General features: G+C 39.5%; 17 protein-coding genes and 1 pseudogene. 2 read left to right on the top strand and 16 right to left on the bottom strand.

Annotated features, from left to right (window positions below; translation table 11 throughout):
- The first annotated feature begins 57 nt into the window (after positions 1-57).
- Positions 58-282: a hypothetical protein gene (locus V7K27_RS21270; RefSeq protein WP_334950064.1), complete on the top strand. Its 225-nt coding sequence runs from the start codon at positions 58-60 to the stop codon at positions 280-282.
- A gap of 109 nt (positions 283-391) precedes the next feature.
- Here the strand turns inward: V7K27_RS21270 and V7K27_RS21275 are convergent, their stop codons facing one another.
- From V7K27_RS21275 to V7K27_RS21300, 6 genes are all read right to left on the bottom strand, one after another.
- On the bottom strand, positions 392-1,588 hold the full coding sequence (locus tag V7K27_RS21275) for an MFS transporter (RefSeq protein WP_334950065.1): 1,197 nt from the start codon (positions 1,586-1,588) through the stop codon (positions 392-394).
- Between the two features lie 473 nt (positions 1,589-2,061).
- Positions 2,062-2,760 (bottom strand): glutathione binding-like protein, encoded by a 699-nt coding sequence (locus V7K27_RS21280; protein WP_334950066.1) that lies wholly within the window; start codon positions 2,758-2,760, stop codon positions 2,062-2,064.
- 63 nt (positions 2,761-2,823) lie between these two features.
- The gene (locus V7K27_RS21285) at positions 2,824-3,600 is read right to left on the bottom strand and encodes a class I SAM-dependent methyltransferase (protein ID WP_334950067.1); all 777 of its coding nucleotides are present in this window, start codon (positions 3,598-3,600) and stop codon (positions 2,824-2,826) included.
- Between the two features lie 34 nt (positions 3,601-3,634).
- Positions 3,635-4,324, bottom strand: coding sequence for an SDR family NAD(P)-dependent oxidoreductase (locus V7K27_RS21290; RefSeq protein WP_334950068.1), 690 nt, complete (start codon positions 4,322-4,324; stop codon positions 3,635-3,637).
- A 146-nt stretch (positions 4,325-4,470) separates the two neighbouring features.
- Positions 4,471-4,899, bottom strand: a complete 429-nt coding sequence (locus V7K27_RS21295; RefSeq protein ID WP_442947634.1) for an MFS transporter — start codon at positions 4,897-4,899, stop codon at positions 4,471-4,473.
- The gene (locus V7K27_RS21300) at positions 4,900-5,493 is read right to left on the bottom strand and encodes an MFS transporter (protein WP_334950070.1); all 594 of its coding nucleotides are present in this window, start codon (positions 5,491-5,493) and stop codon (positions 4,900-4,902) included.
- A 215-nt stretch (positions 5,494-5,708) separates the two neighbouring features.
- On the opposite strand from V7K27_RS21300, the gene V7K27_RS21305 reads away from it, so the two are divergent.
- Positions 5,709-5,858, top strand: coding sequence for a hypothetical protein (locus V7K27_RS21305; protein WP_334950071.1), 150 nt, complete (start codon positions 5,709-5,711; stop codon positions 5,856-5,858).
- Positions 5,859-5,924: 66 nt separating this feature from the next.
- On the opposite strand, the pseudogene V7K27_RS21310 reads toward V7K27_RS21305, so the two are convergent.
- The 10 genes and pseudogenes from V7K27_RS21310 to V7K27_RS21355 form a co-directional block, all read right to left on the bottom strand.
- Positions 5,925-6,137, bottom strand: a pseudogene (locus tag V7K27_RS21310) (AAA-like domain-containing protein); the annotation flags it as partial.
- Between the two features lie 86 nt (positions 6,138-6,223).
- Positions 6,224-7,639, bottom strand: coding sequence for an AAA-like domain-containing protein (locus V7K27_RS21315; protein ID WP_334950072.1), 1,416 nt, complete (start codon positions 7,637-7,639; stop codon positions 6,224-6,226).
- Between the two features lie 538 nt (positions 7,640-8,177).
- On the bottom strand, positions 8,178-9,338 hold the full coding sequence (locus V7K27_RS21320; protein WP_334950073.1) for an AAA-like domain-containing protein: 1,161 nt from the start codon (positions 9,336-9,338) through the stop codon (positions 8,178-8,180).
- Positions 9,339-10,008: 670 nt separating this feature from the next.
- Entirely contained in the window at positions 10,009-10,734 is a 726-nt protein-coding gene (locus tag V7K27_RS21325; protein ID WP_334950074.1) for an alanine--tRNA ligase-related protein, read from the bottom strand.
- 291 nt (positions 10,735-11,025) lie between these two features.
- Positions 11,026-11,412 carry a hypothetical protein gene (locus tag V7K27_RS21330; protein ID WP_334950075.1) on the bottom strand — a complete coding sequence of 129 codons (387 nt, stop codon included), beginning with the start codon at positions 11,410-11,412 and terminating at the stop codon, positions 11,026-11,028.
- 445 nt (positions 11,413-11,857) lie between these two features.
- Entirely contained in the window at positions 11,858-12,655 is a 798-nt protein-coding gene (locus V7K27_RS21335) for a 2OG-Fe(II)-dependent halogenase WelO5 family protein (RefSeq protein WP_334950076.1), read from the bottom strand.
- Positions 12,656-12,860: 205 nt separating this feature from the next.
- Positions 12,861-14,876 carry an ABC transporter ATP-binding protein/permease gene (locus tag V7K27_RS21340; RefSeq protein WP_334950077.1) on the bottom strand — a complete coding sequence of 672 codons (2,016 nt, stop codon included), beginning with the start codon at positions 14,874-14,876 and terminating at the stop codon, positions 12,861-12,863.
- Between the two features lie 105 nt (positions 14,877-14,981).
- Positions 14,982-15,803: a pyrroline-5-carboxylate reductase gene (gene proC / locus V7K27_RS21345; protein ID WP_334950078.1), complete on the bottom strand. Its 822-nt coding sequence runs from the start codon at positions 15,801-15,803 to the stop codon at positions 14,982-14,984.
- A 30-nt stretch (positions 15,804-15,833) separates the two neighbouring features.
- Positions 15,834-16,940 (bottom strand): zinc-binding dehydrogenase, encoded by a 1,107-nt coding sequence (locus tag V7K27_RS21350; RefSeq protein ID WP_334950079.1) that lies wholly within the window; start codon positions 16,938-16,940, stop codon positions 15,834-15,836.
- 78 nt (positions 16,941-17,018) lie between these two features.
- A complete protein-coding gene (locus tag V7K27_RS21355) occupies positions 17,019-17,813 on the bottom strand; it encodes a 2OG-Fe(II)-dependent halogenase WelO5 family protein (protein WP_334950080.1) in 795 nt (264 codons plus the stop codon).
- Positions 17,814-17,852 lie beyond the last annotated feature (39 nt).

Consider the following 17,852-nt stretch of genomic DNA (forward strand, 5'->3'; position numbering starts at 1 on the left):
GCGTAAAAACGTAGCGTTTTTAATGCATGGTAACAGATTAAGATTCCAAGGGATGCATTGGCATTGCAAGCCGATGCATTAACAATGCAAGCCGACCCATTGACAATACAAGCCGACCCATTGACAATACAAGCCGACCCATTGACAATGCAAGCCGACGCATTGGCATTGCAAGCCAACGCATTGACAATACAAGCCGACGCATTAGCATTGCAGGGTATTGCCAAATTTAATTTGCTACAAATTAAGGAAATGCTGTACTTAGGAATAAAAATTAAATAACATACAATTAATGTTCCTGGCTTACCTCACCCTCAATCCCTCTCCTTATAAAGGAGAGGGAAGCTAGATATAGGATAAACTTTTGCATTTTATTTATTTTTCTCGTTCCTTAGCTTTGATTGCTGTTTTGCTTCTGCTTAACTAGCCAAACAGAAAGCAGAGCGATCGCTACACCAGCCAGAATAAAACAATAAATGTAGCCGAAGTTATCCACAATTCTACCGAATACTGCTGCGCCGATTCCCTGCCCCACAAACAGGTTGAAGGCGAACAGCGAAACAGCAGTACCTCGTGCTTCTGGGGAAAGCTCAGTGGCTTGGGTCTGAAGGGTGCTGTGCATCATATAAAAGCCCAATCCCATTAAAATACTCAAGGGGATAAAAAGTATCCAGTTTTGGAACAATGCGATCGCTAAGAAGCTGATAGACATCAAGCCTCCTCCCACGCCCATTAAACCAATTTCACCCAGTCGCCTGACTAACCATTTAACTGAACGACTGTAAATCAGTCCACCCAATCCAAAAGCACTGAGCATAAACCCGATCGCTACATAACTTAGAGTATAGCGATCGCGCAGAAATGCGCCGACGTAAGCAAATGCCCCAAACACGCAAAAGCCTTCCACAAACACTGCCATAATCACAGTCCGGGCGATCGGTTGGGTCAATAGTTGGTAATAAGGTCGAAATGTGATGCCACCTCCGCGACTTTGGGGACGTTGACTATCGCTAAGGTGGCGCGTCCCCCGCCATAAAAGTCCAGCAATGGTAAGGGAGACGATGCCAAATACCAGAAAGATATTACGCCAGCTGAGATATTCTCCAAAGATTCCGCCCAAACTACCGCCGAGAATTTGACCCAACACTAGCGCACTTAAATACTTGCCGATGGCAGCTTGGCGTTCTTCATAAGGAAAATTGTCACCAATGTAAGCTAGGGTAATGGGGATGACCCCAGCAGCAGCCATCCCTGTGAGAAACCGCAGCAAGGTAAGTAAGACGATATTTGACACAAAGGCACAAACAGCAGTACCGACAGCAAATGCTACCAGCGCTATTGTAATTACTTTAAGTTTGCCGATGCGATCGCCGAGTGGCCCATAGACTAACTGAAATAGCCCATAGGGAATCGTGTATGCGGAGATAATCACCGCAGCACTACCAACGCCGACTTTGAACTCATCGGCAATGATGTGCAGTAGGGGGTCAATCACCCGTGCATCGGCAACTACCATAAAGGCAGCAGCACCCAACAATCCTAATGAGACAGGTGTCTTACCTGCTATATTCGTTGCTAACCTGCCCACGCAATTCTCCTATTTTTTTATCTCACATCTTGCACCTAGTCCTGGCGATTAGAAATCGCGGCTATACAAACGAAGTCCACCTCCGTGGACTAATGGGACTTAGACAAAAAACACCCATAAAAAAGTCTCAAATCTATATACAGAGAGACTTTGACATCGTTTTACTTGGTTGATTGATATATCTGGGTTTGAGCCGTTTTTGAGCATTTGGTGTATTTCCCTTACCCTGCACGGGTTTCAGGCTTGTTTATCCCGAAAAAATGTTTAAGTCCCGCTAAGAAAAAATCAAAGGTTTTTAACCCACGTTCGCCCTTGGCGTTCCGCAGGAAAGGTGGGTAAAGTCTCGTGTAGCCGAGCCAGTGCGTTGGGCGGCTCCGCCGACTTGAAGCAACTGGCGTGCGACTTCTAGTCGCCTGGTGCAAGATATAAGTTAACCGAACCTGATTGACTTTTAAAACATCCGCCCAGGATGCTCAAGGCTGAATAGTCTTCGCCGACTGGTTAAATAACAAATCTCGTAACTTATCTTGATCAAGCGCTTGAGTTTTGAATGCTTCTGCTTTCTCGTAGGCGCGAATTGTTGCCGGACGAGCCTTAATTGTCTCAAACCAGCGCTTGAGGTGAGGAAAATTTTCTAGATTCTGACTTTGGAGTTCATGGGGTACAATCCAGGGATAAGCTGCAATATCGGCGATGGAATAATCGCCAGCCACAAATTCTTTATCTGCTAGTTGCTTATTTAGCACTGCATATAAGCGTCCCGTCTCATTCACGTAGCGGTTAATGGCATATTCAATCTTTTCGGGAGCATAGGTGCTAAAGTGATGATTTTGTCCCGCCATTGGCCCCAGTCCTGCCACTTGCCAGAACAACCATTCTAAAACTTGAGTGCGATTACGTAAATCTTGGGGGATTAATTTCCCGGTTTTTTCTGCTAAATATAGCAAGATTGCACCAGACTCAAAGACCGAAATCGGCGTACCTCCACCTGCTGGATCGTGGTCAACGATCGCAGGCATCCGATTGTTAGGAGAAATCTTCAGAAATTCGGGCTTAAATTGATCCCCAGCCCCAATATTCACCGGAATTATGGTATATGGTAAGCCGACTTCTTCCAAGAAAATCGTAATTTTATGACCGTTTGGAGTTGCCCAATAGTAAAGTTCAATCATGGTTATTTTTCCCACTTAATTACGAATTACGTTCGCGTAGCGTGCCGGAGGCTCTATTACGAATTACGAATTAGATTGCGGTGATTTGGCGATCGCTGCCCAAACTCTGTGGTGAACCTGAAGAATTGGTGTGGGATATTTTGCTTCGAGTAATGTCGCTAATTCCTGGTCAAATACTTCTACTTTTTCTGGTGTCAAACTGGCTCCCACGCCAGCACTAGCACGAATTCGCCCCCGCCAATCTTCATGTGTATAAGATACAAATACATCGTAAGAAAATGTGCGAATTTCTCGGAATCCGCCTTCGCCAATGTCTTGTAACCACAGGGGATGCAATCCATTCCCGCCGTCTAGATTCCACACTGGATTATGAGCCTTGATTAGTTGTTCTGTTGCTTCTACTACATTACCTTTTAAGGGTATCCAATCAAAATGAGCGATCGCAAGCAAGCCATTTCTTCTCAATATCCGAGTAATTTCCTGGACGACACGCGGACGGTCAAACCAATGCCAACACTGTCCAGCCGTTACAACATCCGCACTTGCATCTGGTAACTCAGTATTCTCAGCAGTTGCGACTCGATAATCTACTTTGAGTTGGGCTAATTCACTTAACTGTCTCGCTTGTTCTAAAAGTGATGCTGATGGGTCGATGCCAATTACATAAGCACCTCTATCCGCAAAGCCCCGCGCTAGTGTTCCTGTTCCTGTTCCAAGGTCAACAATATTTTGCCCTGGTAAACCTATGCCATATTCAGACAGTTTGTTAAATAATGAACTGGGAAAGCCAGCGCGGTGTTTTGCATAATCACTAGCAGTTGCACCAAAATCAATTTTCATACCTGCAAAAGTATTCTTGTAACAATTGTCAAGGCTAGAAGTTCTCTACCCACGGACGTAGTTCTACTTCCCATGTCCAAGCACTGCGGGGTTGGCTGAGAATGTTGAGATAAGTTTGAGCGATCGCATCCGGGTCAAGGGTACTATCAGGATTATCTGCTGGATCTTGGCGAACTGCTGAACGGATTGCACCATCAATCACGAAATGTGCCACATGGATATTCTTTGGTGCTAATTCCCTTGCAATACTCTGAGCCAAACCGCGCAGTGCAAATTTACCCATTGCAAAGGGAGCAGACAGAGGATAACCCTTAACACTCGCCGAGGCTCCAGTAAAAAATATAGCACCGCCGCCAAGTTGCAAAAACCTTTTAGTAGCAGCTTGGGCTACGAGAAAGCCACCATAAGCAGTTATATCTAAGGTTTTTGCCACTTCACCAGGGTCTAGATCGACAAGTGGCCCCCGCACCCGAAAACTGGGATTGTAAACGACAATATTCGGGGAAGCGAGTTTATTTTCAACATCAATAAATAACTGTTCTACTTCATCTGGCTTTGAGACATCAGCAGCGAAACTAACCGCGCCAATTTCACTGCTCAATTGAGTGAGTTTTTCAATTTGGCGAGCCGCTAAAGCTACGGTGAATCCTTCTTTGGCAAATAGGCGAGCTAAAGAAGCGCTCAGTCCACTACCTGCACCGACAATTAAAGCTGTTGTTGACATAAATTTAATTCTCCTTCTTAGGATAAACAGTTAAGGCATTTACTTTGACCTCTCTCCAAACCTCTCTCCTAAGAGGAGAGAGGCTTTGAATCTTACTCCCCAACGCTAGCTCTTAACGGGCTGTTCTTGTTAGGTCTGTAAATACATTAAGAATTGAGCGTAACTGAAGATAGCTGTGAATTCCCATTATTGGGACTTTGACCAATTTGCAGTACACAAACTGCGGCAATCAGACAGAGAATACCTGATAAAATAAACGCTTGTAAATAACTACCCGTCCAAGTTCTCAACACTCCGGCTCCGAATGCTGCTGTGGCTGCACCAATCTGGTGTCCTGCGACAATCCAACCGAACATCACGCCGACATTTTCTTTACCGAAGATGTTAGCAACAAGACGTACTGTAGGTGGTACGGTGGCAATCCAATCAAGTCCATAGAAGACGGCGAAAATGGAAAGTCCATAGAAGGAAAAGTCGAAACTGAAGGGCAAGAAAATCAAAGATAAACCCCGCAGTCCGTAGTACAAAAATAATAAGTAGCGATTGTTCCAACGGTCAGATAAGTTGATGTGCAGCTAAATTGTATAACACGAAAACCCAAAAATATTGTAGTGCGGGCCGAAAAGCCCGCGTCCAATATACAAATTAAATACGCAACAGCTTAGCCAACCAGACATAGTAGTTCCAAAAAAATCGAATAGTCCCATGATTGCCAAAAGACCAGCAGCTTTGACTTCAGGGATACCGTGGTCAATACAAGCAGGAATCAAATGAGTTCCAATTAACCCATTTGTGCTGGCACCACAGATAAAAAAGCTACCAAATAACAGCCAGAAGTCGCGGTTATGCATTCCCAGCCAGAGGGCGTTAAGAGTCGAGGCGATGGAATTCACTTTCGGCTGTGATACTTCCACGGTTTCGCTGTTGTCGCCAAAGGGTCGCAGACCGACATCCGCCGGGCGATCGCGCATAAAGATTGCGATCGCCCGAATAATTAGAAGTGCTGCACCACTAAGAGCCAGAGCCGCAGTTCGCCACCCAAAGCGATCGGTTACTGAGGCCAGCATGGGCAGAAACACTAGTTGCCCCGTGGCTGTACTGGCGGTTAAGATGCCCAGAACTAGACCCCGCTTTGACAAAAACCAGCGATTGACAACAATAGCACCCAAAACCAGGGCGATAACGTTAAACTAAGCGATTCCCTCACGAGAACCGCTCGTCTTCAAAACCGGAGGTGACACTTTAGCGTCATCCGGCTCCTCAATGAATTGGCGCTTGTCTTGCGTACCTCCAACCGAACCATCTTCAGTTGTTTTTATGTTTCGTAAGGATTCAGGTCAAGAGGTATTGACAAATGTGACATCTGAGGCGGAATATCACAATTATGGGAAAAGACCTGCTTCTGAAATTAGAGCGTGAAACCCAACTCCTGTTAGCTCCCGAAGAACTGGTGGACATAATTGTTGAGCAGGCGATCGCCATAGAGAAACTGAACTCCAGAATTTTAGAACTAGAAGAAAAAGTTCCGAATTAGAAACAATTTTAGGGACTAAATATACAGGGATACTCAGCAGCGACGATTTTAGTGTCTACAATGGTTATCAGCAATCAAGTCGGAGGGACTAGCTACACCAAATAGTGCAAATCCCAAGCGATCAAAGTTTGAGTTCTGTGGTCGTAGATTATAGCACTGACGAATCCAGGCAAAAAAGTCGTTAATTGGGAAACTTAAACTCAGCAGGCTATCAATCTCATCAATAAAGATGAAAATACGTTCAGTGTCAATATTTGGTAATAAAACTCCTTCAACAAACATACCGCGCAAGAAATAAAACTGCGATGCCTACGGCGGGCTGCGCCTACGCGGTACTTGGTATTGAGTGCCTTACTGTTGCTCTATCAAACAATTGTCGATAGCTGTTTTGCAAAATAGGCACGGTAGAGTTCGCAACGCGGTAAGATGCGATCGCCCTCAAAGCGAATTAATCCCAAACTTTCAAGTTTGTAAGTCTCAATAGGATTAACAGAAATACCTTGCTTTGCTGCCAGAATTTCAACATAAGTCTTTGCAAGTCTAGGATTTTCTTGCAGTTTGATCAACTGTCGCCATAAATGATCGCGGTAGATGCCACCATTGGCCATCGCTTCATCTATTATTTCTTGCAGGGTCATTTCTTGAGACCTAAGATAGTACAAACTAATCTGAATTAGTGCTGGATGTCCTCCTACTAATGACATTAATTTGGCAAAATCTTTAGCTTTAAACGAGTCTAAACTATACCGCCTAGCTAAATCTTCTACTTGTGGTTGAGTAAAATCGTTCAGACGAATAGGTAGACCAATATTAAAAGGAGAGAGGTTAATATCCATAGAGATGTACTCTTCCGTTGAGTAAACCATTACTAACCTCAGCTTTTGCCACTTGGGATTGTGTCGTGCTTCCTCACACCATGACCGCAACAAAGCAAAAAACTCGTGACAAATGTGAGGATATTCAAAAAAACGGTCAACTTCATTCAACACTAAAACCACTGGGCTTTGACATTGATCGAGCAAATAGTTTTCTAAATAGAAGCCGCTACTCAAGTTGTAGCCAATTTCTTCATTCCATTTTTCTTTGAGGTTGGGGTCAATACCTAATTGAGTTGCAATTTTCCAGCAAAGACGACGCAACAGTTTATTTAAATCAGTTAGACACTCACTATCGAATTGGTAGCAATTCAGATTCACAGTCTGATACCCAAGTTTCTGTGCAAACGCACAAAGCCGCAACACAAGAGAACTTTTACCCATCTGTTTGGGAGACCTAAGGCGAATCACGCAGCCACTAGTAGTTACTTCTCGATAAACCTTTCTCTCTAGTGGAGGACGTTCAATATAAAAGTGAGAATCTAAAGGTACGGGGCCATCCGGGTATGACCAAAGATTTTCTATCTGTTCAGTTTGTGTGTCATGTTCTTCGACAAATGAGGTTAATTCGGAACGTTGAGATAAATCTTCTGCTATATTTGCAATAGACAATAACTCAGATGTTTCAGTCTCATTTGCTTTGTTGACTATGGTGTAGTCTTCGCTGTGTAATTCTAGATTAAAAGCGCTAAAGCAGAGTTTTATAGTTTTTTGATCAACACTTTCACTTAAAGACCATAATTTACTCAAAGTTCTAGTAGAAACATGAATGCGCGAGCTTATTTCTTCTAAACTCAAGTGTTCGCCTTTATTTTCTACTATCTCTACAGAAAGAATTGCTGATTGTAACCGTTTAATTCCTGTGGAAGTTAGTACAACTCCTCGTGTACGTTTAGTTTTATACATTAGTACTCCAGGTATTTTTTATAAATGAGTGTCACAAGCAACATTTATTTTTATTTACATACTGAAACTATGATTTGATGTAGCAATTTTTGATACACTGCTATTTGATCTTTTCCTAAAATCCATTGGAACTCTAATAAACTAAGTTACATTATACTAGCTTGATATTAAACACCATTTTTCTGATTGCTGATTGTCCGATACCTGCTCAGTACATGACACTTTTTATTGACACACTATTTTACCACTTTGTCAATGCGTAATTCCTAATAATGTAATATTTTAATTTGTATAATTTATGACTTTTTGTTCAAGTGTTACAAAAATATCATCGCTTTAGTAGAACTTTAAATACTGAGTATTAATATTTGTGGAACTACTTTTTATCAAGACTTGGTTAAAAACTTGGCAGAAATTATGCACAAGCAAAGCCCAAAGATAGACGAGTAGATGATGTACGATTTAGTTACAATTTATACTTATTTATCAGACAAGCAATGCAGAACTTATCTAACAGATGTATTTTGATTACTAGCTCCTACCAAGAAAAGGGAAGATTTTCTAACTGTCTTGATACCCATTGAGGAGTAAAAACACTCCGGTAAATCGGATTTTTAACTCTCAGATAGCCGTTATAATTTTCCACCAAACCAGATAGCAACAGTTCTGTCTGTTCTTCACTATTATCGGCTGGTATCAAGTTATCTATCGGGTTCCTATTCCTTAGTTCGTCTACTTGTAACACCTGTTGATAAATGTTTAATAACTTTCCTGCTTTGTGTTCGTCAAAAAGTAAGCGATCTCTTATGGTACGGAGATGTTCAGGTTCATCTTGGAATTCCCAATGTTGAATAATGCGCGATCGCACCAATTGTTCTACCCAATATCCTTCAGTACCGTTCGGTATAGTAATCGTTCCTTTATAACTTTCTAAGGCAATTTGCACAACTAACTGACAAAGCTTTTGCGTGAGAAACGGCTGTCCTCTTGTCCAATGAATAATATGCAGCAATATTGCCTGTGGCTGGCTGACTACTTCTTCTAAACCTTCAGCTAAGGGCATAGCTTCATGTAATTGAAAGTCACATAATTTAATTGCTCGACCAATGTTAAAGGGAGTTTGATGTCGATCAACAATTAGGTTAGATGGACTAGCTACACCAAACAAAGCAAAACCTAAGCGTTGAAAACTTGGGTTGTGTGCTTGTGGTTCATAACAGTAACGAATCCAGATAAAAAAATCGTTGACCGGAAAATTCAAACTTAGCAGGCTATTAATATTATCGATAAAGATGAAAATGCGATTATTTTGAACTTCTCTTAGCAACACCTGTTCAACAAATTGATACAGTTTTTCTACAGGGTCAAGCTCTGATTGTTGCTCCCACCAACTCCCAAAGTTGACCCGCTCTGTCAGATTTAATTTGTGAAACAAGCTGACAATAATGCCCTTATACCATTGTATAGGTGTAATTTGATTTCTACCTAATAGGACTGAATTCAGATAAACACATATATAATTTTCTTTTTCTAAGCGATGAATAGTCCGGTGTAGTAGAGATGATTTACCTGTTTGGTGGGAGTTGAAGACATAACAAAAATCTCCTGTTTTTAATCCAGTATAAAGTTGTTCGTCTGCTTGACGGACAATATATGTAGAGTCATCATACTTCAGGCTACCACCAACCTGATATCTCATAGTCAAATCAATTCCCATAAATAGGGATACTTGTACTTTGATAAGCGATACTATATTTAAACGCAACAGTATTTTGATGTGATTTAAACTATTATTTCCATCATTTTTACTGTTGTTTAAGTTTTAAGTATCTTATCTTTCCTTCCATTGTCTGATGGCGATCGCCCTGTTTCATCACTCTCAGAAAATAGCTGATTCCTAATTTTTATGCTATATCCGAGCTTTCTCAATCATTGCAATTACTTCCTCTTAATTGCGTTTAAATTAAACTCTAAAGAAAGCAAATTTTTTGTTTTTTTTAAGATAACTAAAGAGCAATCGCCCAAGAAGAAATAGTCCCAAAGCTAATCACTATATTATTTGCAGGCTTATCTTCTCTTGCCTAAAAATAAAAATCAAGGAAAGTTAAGACATTTAAGTAAATTCTTGAGAGAGTTAAGACAGTTAATAAAAAAGTAAGTAAGTTATGTTTTGCACTAAAAAATGAAAAAAATTCTGAACCTCATATTTTGCACCTGGAAACATAGATGTAAAAACCATGACTTTACAGTTTAACACCGGGAACTAGTCTAAGTCTCGCTAGCAAAGATGGGTTGATAAATTAAAATAATGACGCAACCATTCTAAATCAAGAAAATGCGATTGTTACCTCGTAATAAAAAGCCTGAATTTACTCAAATTTATAACTGACCTTGAGATTTCCTTTTTGACGTTTTGCTTTAGTAACTACTACAGTTTTTAATTCATTAAGTGATTTTAAATGAGTCCCCCCACATGGAGTTGGATGAAGATTGTCAATTGTCACTACTCTCAAAGGTTTTCCTGGAGGTAAATTATTGGAGATATTAGACCAACGTACTGCTAATTCTTCAGGCGTAATTAGTGAAGCTTCTACACTGCTAACTCCATTTAAAGCTTCACTAATTTTTGTATTAACTTCAGCAATAAATGTTTCCGTATTTTCAAACGAAGGGCTTCCTTGAAACTCTACATAGGAACCATCTGGAAAATGATACCCTTTAACTGCGATTAGATTTTTATCAAGGGATTCGACTATCGTGTACATAAGATGTCCAGCTGTATGAGCCTTAGTATTCTGCATACGACGGGCTTCATCAACATATAAAGTTACCTCTTCGCCTTTTTCTAAGGATACAGATGAAAAATCTCCATAATGACGAACATCTCCATCTACAAAGCTTACGAAAGTGATTGGAAGCTGAACTCCTTTTGCTTCAATAGTGCCTATATCTGAGGGCTGACCACCACCCTGTGGATAAAACACAGTGCTATCGAGTACACAATAATAACCCCGTTCATCATTGGTAACATACTCAACATGAGCCTTATCAGTGAATTTATAGGTGTCTTCAAGATAAGTAAGTACTGTGGACATAGATAAATCTCTCTACTTGACTTTAATAACGATTATTAAAAAAAAGACAATAAATCATGAATAAATAAACTATCTAAATACCCAGTTAATACTTAGGTTAAAAGCATTTTTACTACAACAGGTAAGTTATTTTCAGTACTACCTCATTTCTCGATTAACTAGTGCGACGAACGTAAGCATTAATTAAGCTTATCATTCAGAGATTTGGAAATCCTGACATTAAGTTGGAATGAAGGCATACAGTAGTCGAAATTTCAAGTTCTAGTATATTCTAGCAATTGTATTAAGCTATTACAAGTTATCATAATCTGTGATGTCAATTTCGTCTCCTGTTAAAGTATGTTTGATTTTGACGATATTGACTATAGAAGTAGGATAGAAGGTAAAAACATATCCTTCTTCTATCGCTCCATAGTACACTTCTATTTTTCCAGTTTCTAATTGCTTTCTAAGTTTACTCAATTGATTTTGACTAAGTTTTTCTCCGTCAAAAAATCTTTTACCTGTTTCTAATTCCTGCATAGCTATACGCTCTTCTATTTTTCGTTTCCAACGAATGTATTTTAAATACTGCTTACCAGAAACTTGAAAAATAATTTTATCTGTTTCAGGTTCAGGTAAAATTACTTCTTCGTTAGTAACTTGGAAAACCAGTTTTTCTTGATAATTTTCAGTCATAATATCCTATATTTCTTGATACAACCATAAGTTAAACTGATGTATAAGGTAGTCAATTCAAATACTTATATATTATTTTGTACTTATGCAAACAATAGCCGAAACCCTTATTTTCAGGTAGGGGCAATTCATGAATTGCCCCTACAGCGTGTGGTTTTGCGTAAGTCCTATGATTATCTAAATAACAAGGAACATTCTCTAATAAGATTCCATTTATTTTAGTATGTGAGTGTTTTGAGTGCAGCAAGTCCTACACTACATCAAAGAAGATTGAACTAATCAAAATAAATGGCATAGATTACTATTAGAAGTTATCTTTGGATCAAGGTAGTAATCGCTACTTTTATTTTTTAAGTAAGTCGGTGAGAAAAATTCAATGTATATGAAGAAATATAAATTAGCTGGAAATATTAGCACCGACTTACTTATAGGTTCTAATTTGCCTTTACGACCAAAAGACTAAATCACCTCCTGGCATTTTTCCAATAAAAGAGCTAATTGTTATACGTTCTCCAATGCCTGGTAAGACTTCATGAAAATTACGGCTGTTAAAGATGACCAAATCTCCTGTGAGTGGAATATTATGTTTTACTTCTGAGGTAGCTATTAAGGAATAATCGTAGTCATACGAACCAGGAGTTTTATATTTTTCATCTTCGGGCTGCCACTGTCGATTGTAGACTTTGCAGACACCTCCTTGACTAGGCGCTTTTACATAGAGATTCCATACTAACTGTGAGGTAATATTTCCTATTCCCCAATCTGGAGCATCTAATTGAGCAAAGTCTATATGTAGTAAGGCAACATTAATATGACGTATCAATCCGGCAAAATAATACTCACAGGCTTCCTTTTCGTAAGCAATTTGTACTTGACTTGATACATTCTGACGCAGAATTGTTGCCAAACGTTTTAGCGGGTCAAAAGAGAAGGAAGCCACCTGATTATAAGTTTTTTTGGCTTTTTTAACCGCATCAAAGTATCTCAACTTACCCCTATTTTTATGTTCAAATTGGGTAATTCCAATTCTTCCTATTGGGGGTTCCACATTTTTATAAAAATCAAAGCCAACTTTTTCAATTGCCAGAGTTAATTTGTAACATTCTTCAGATGAAGCAAATTGAGAAATACGAATTGATGGAATATCATTTCTCAGCAATGCTTGGAAATTTTTCTGGTTCATTTCACAGTCATTTAAGGTTTGCCACTTAGTTGCTCTTAGCATGGTAAATTTCTCACTCATAACTTCTTATAAATTAAATTGTTAGAATACTTTTTCATTTCATATTTAAGCCATCAAAAAGTTTGGCGATCGTGATAATCCACAAGAGGAGGGGAACTTGCTTTCTCCCCTTTACCTCGCACGATTATCATTTAATTAAAAAATTTGAGGATTTTAAATGTTTGACAAAAGTTGCTTCATCTTAGCCCCTCACGGATGCTAGCCGCTAAACTCTCACCCATTTCAACACTTTGGAATCTTTATCATAGCGATAGGTTAAGCCGTCCCTAGTAGTGATAGATTCCCCTTTGCTCGCCTTACTTCTAATAGTGGAAATGGAATAGTACGTTAATGCATTCATTTCCTTATGAGAAAGCCTTTTGCTTGTACTAATTTCTGGCTCATTTTGGGATTTATCTTGAGATGAATTATCTATTGTAATTTCAGTATTTTCGGAAGTATTAGTGACAATTTTTTTTGCTTTTTGCAACCGATAATCCTGCACAGGTACAAGTTGCCAACTATAATCTTGTGCCAGTTCTAAAACCCATTGATGATAATTAAATAGACTTTCTCTATGTCCAACACTAATAAACGTTGTTTTGGTATCTTGTAACTGTTGATATAAACTTCCTTCATTTGTTAAATCTAAGGCACTTGTTGCTTCATCTAAGATAGTAAAGTTAGGATGAGTAACTAACAGTCGTGCAAAGGCAAGGCGTTGTTGTTCTCCCAGGGATAATATATTTTCCCAAGGAACTTCAGTATCAAAGCCTTCAACTCGACTTAGCAAGTTTTGCAAATTTACTTGTTGCAAAACGTCTTTGAGTTCTGCGTCGGTCATTTGACGATTCGTATTAGGATAAAGTAACTGTTCGCGCAAAGTTCCTAAAATGATATAAGGCCGTTGGGGTAAGAATAATACTTCTTTTAGGGGAGGACGCACTAAACGACCAGTTCCCGCATTCCACAAACCAGCGATCGCTCTTAACAGAGAACTTTTACCTCGACCACTCGGCCCCACAATTAATAAACCTTCTCCAGGCTGAACGTTCAATGACAAGTCTTCGACGATTACCTGCTCATAGTTAGGCGTTTGTAAGGTGACATTCTCAAAAGCGAGATGGTTTTCTTCTATTGTTTTAATAGTACTGACATTCTCTGGTTGTTTGATAACTGCTTCTAAGGCATCTGAAAACTCAGATAAACGCTCAACATAACTAGAAAATCGCCCAGAAACGCCAAATTCCCGGATTAATTCTTCTAAAGCACCAGCAAACATATAGCAAGCTGCAATAGCTTGTCCAACTTGTCCGAAATCAATTTCACCTCTAATATATAAAGGCGCGAGTACTATGAGTGTGATAAATTCGATAGCAGCCCGATATCCTCTGTTAAAAATTTCCTTACTTCTCTCCCAATCAATCTTGTGTTTAATATCTTTTATTAAATTAATAAATCGGCGTTGAATTATATTCAGTTCCTGTTTTTCTCCTTGAAAAAAAGCTATGGACTCAGCGTGATTACGAATATGAGTTAGAGCATAAGCATAATCGGCTTTAGATTCAAGTTCCGCCTGATTAATCTTAATCAATCCTTGATTTAAATAAGCAGCAATTAAGTTGCCTATAATCGTATAGACAAGCAGAGCAACAGCTATCTGTTGGGAAATTGTCCAGACAACTATTAAAAAAGTTATCATTTCCAGTATTTTTTCTAGAAAAGTAGCTGAAAAGCTGAGGGCACTACTAGTTATCGGTTCAATTTCTTGAGACAAACGTTGATCCGGGTTATCAATATCAGCTTTAAAATTAATTTTATAATAAGCACGTTTGTTCAAATATTTATTTAAAATGTGATTATTCAGCCATTGATACCAATCAAGAGCGATTTGTTTTCTAACAAATTTAGTAAATCCTACTAAAAGCGTTATCAAAACAAGTCCAATAGCATAAATTGATATATTATAAGTAAATTTAGAATAATCTTTTTCTTGAATGATCACATCGATCAAATAGCGATAAATAAAACTATTAAAAGTAGTTACAGCTACAAGTGCGATGATTAGCAATATTAGGAGAATAAGCATTCCCCAGGCGCGAATAACGTCTGAAAATGCTCTTTCTCCTGCTTTTGTTGGATACCAGTAAGGCCCAGCGATCGCTTTTACATCTTCCCAGAATTGGATAAAACTTGAAAAAGCATTTGTTGAGGGTTTAGCTTGAACAACTTGGGTCGTCATATTTGAAAAATCAACTGAGATTTTTGAGAATTATATTTCATAGTTTTTAGTCTTGAATAATCAGTAATAATTACCGAATAAAGAATACCATTCACCACTAATTTTTCAAATCATATTGCCTAACTGTTGAGTGCGGCTCAAAGCAGTAAGCACTGCATTAGAAATGACAGTTCGCATACCACCTTTTTCTAACTCGTAAAGACCAGCAGCAGTCACTCCCCCAGGGCTAGTTACCTTGTTTCGTAAGACTGCTGGATGTTCATCAGTCTGAAACATAAGTTCTACACTGCCAGCAATAGTATGCAATGTTAGTTCTTGGGCTTGTGCGCGAGTTAAACCCATCTGAACCCCAGCATCAATCATTGCTTCGATGTACAGAAATATAAACCCAGTCCCCGCGCTACTCAACGCCGTTGCCATATCAAGGTAATGTTCATTTTGAGTAGCAAATTCCTTACCTAATGCTTGTAAAATGACTTGGGTATGCGATCGCTGTATCTCTGTCACACTTGATGATGCGCTCCACACTGTAGTCCCATGACCAACTTGTACTGCAATATTCGGCATTGTACGGACAACAGCAGGATGATTCAACCCTTGGCACAGAGATGAAATATTTACTCCACCCACAATACTAATTACTAAAACATCAGGTGAAATTTTATTCTTCAACATAGCCATAACAGAGGCTAAAACCTGCGGCTTCACTGCCAATATCACAATAGATGCGCCTTGCACAGCTTCTAGATTGGAGGTTGTAGTACGTACTCCATATTCTCTTTCTAAATGAAGGCATCGCGCAGAAACTGGATCGCTGACTATAACTAGATCGGATTTTTGAACAATTTTCGTCGATAACAATCTACTAATTATCATTTCGCCCATCGTGCCACCACCGAGAAAGGCAATTTTTAAATCTCCGAGCATATATTCTCCTTATTTAATATGTTGTTGGCATCAAGATATATTGGGCTGAATCACTGCTTTTAATACTAAGCCTTGCTCTACATCCGCAAGTGCTTGATTAATTTCTTGTAGTGTGTATGAACGACTAATTATGCTTGACCAAGCAATATTTTTTCTGGAATCGCTATGACGTTTTAGTAATTCAATCATTCTGTAAAAATGGCTGAAATCGATTCCCCAAGTTCCGCGAATATCAATATGTTTTAGATTAATCTCTAAGTGTGGATTGATGAGAATCTCACCCGTGTTTGTGTAATGCCCGACAATAACATAGCGACCTGCATTTCTTGTCATATTCAAGCCCTCTTTGACAGCGATGGGAATACCGGTTGCTTCAATAGTGACATCAGCACCGTGTCCGTGCGTCAATTCCAAAACCCGTTCAATATGTTGTCGTGGATCATCAGCTTTAATTACCAAAGTTTCATCTACACCGAAGGATCTGGCAACTACTAAGCGGCTTTCATATTTATCAATGACAATCACTTTGCCCGCACCTGATAGCAAAGCTAGAATTGCTACACTCAAACCCACAGGCCCGCAACCCTGCACCACAACAACATCACCAATTTGAATCTGCGCTCGATCAATAGCGTGTAGTGCAGTTGGTAAAGCACATCCCCCAGCAATGAATTGCTTTGGCGAGACTTCTTCGGGTAGGATTAAAACTTTAACCCCTGGTTTGAGGTAAATCAGTTCAGACCAACCACCCAACAACCCATCTTTCGCTGAGTAGGTGACACCATAAACTTTACGTTTTGGACAGCGAGTGGATGCTTTGGCTACTAGACAATACCAGCAGTTGTAACAGGTTTCGTGGACATCGAGAAAGGTGGCGATCGCTCCAGGCTGAATTAATTTACCATTGACATCAGTAACCTGCCCACCTGTTTCTACTACACCACCGACTGAGAAGTGTCCAGGAATGATTGGATATGGTACTCCCTCTAAATGCCCACGTAGTAAATGTACATCAGTTCCACAAACTTCACTATATAAGGTTTCAATAATGATTCCACCCTTTTCCAGAATCGGGTCTGGTAATTGTTGCACTTCAACTAATTGATTAGGTGCAGTCATTACAGCTGCTAAGGACATGAATCATTACCTCACTGTATTTTCCAAATTGCCATTGATGTAGAGACGTTGCATGCAACGTCTCTACAGGGTTTTGGTTCAAGACCAGAAAATAATTTCCCCGTTAGGAAGTAAGCCAATCATGGAAGTGAAAGCTACACGTTGTCCATTCATTGGCTCAACATAGTGAAAGTTGCTGGTATTGAAAAGCAATACATCTCCGACATAAGGTTGGAAAGCGAGCATATCTGCATCGGCAATTACTGTATCATTATATCCGTAAGAATCGAGTTTATATTGCTCATCGCTTGGTTGCCAACGGCGATCGTAAATGCACGTTTTACCATGATTGTTGGGAGACAATTTCAAGTACAAAGTCCAGGAAAGTTGAGTGGTAATTGTACAAATTTCCCATTCAGATTGCTCCAATGGGGCAAAATCAATATGAAGTTGGGTACCATGCTCTATTTTTCTGATCAGTCCTGCATAATAACTACCGTAAAATGGTTCCGAAGCAATTCGCACTTTCGCGCCACACTCTCGGAACTTCTCCATTATGCGCTCCAATGGATTGAAGGAGGCTGCTGTAATAGAGTCTCTTAATTTAGTAGCTCTTTCTACTTCTTTAAAATAATCTGCTTTACTAATGCTGTTGTATTCAAACACTGTGATGCCAACTTTTTCAATTTTAGGACTCACATCTTCATAAGCGTTAAAGTTGATCAATTGAGTTTGAGCATATAACATTTCACACTCTTCGGGTGTGGCAAAATCTTTCAGCCGAATCAGAGGAATTCGTTGTTGAAGCAGCATTTTTAAAGATTCTGCGGTTAAGGGATACTCTTGTTTTTTATCCCACGCTGTCGATTTAATCTGGTTAGAAGCAGCAGTCATAATACAGTTCCTTACATTTAAATTTCAAGTTTCAAATTT

It is taken from the genome of Nostoc sp., from assembly GCF_036919575.1.
Taxonomy (GTDB): domain Bacteria; phylum Cyanobacteriota; class Cyanobacteriia; order Cyanobacteriales; family Nostocaceae; genus Nostoc.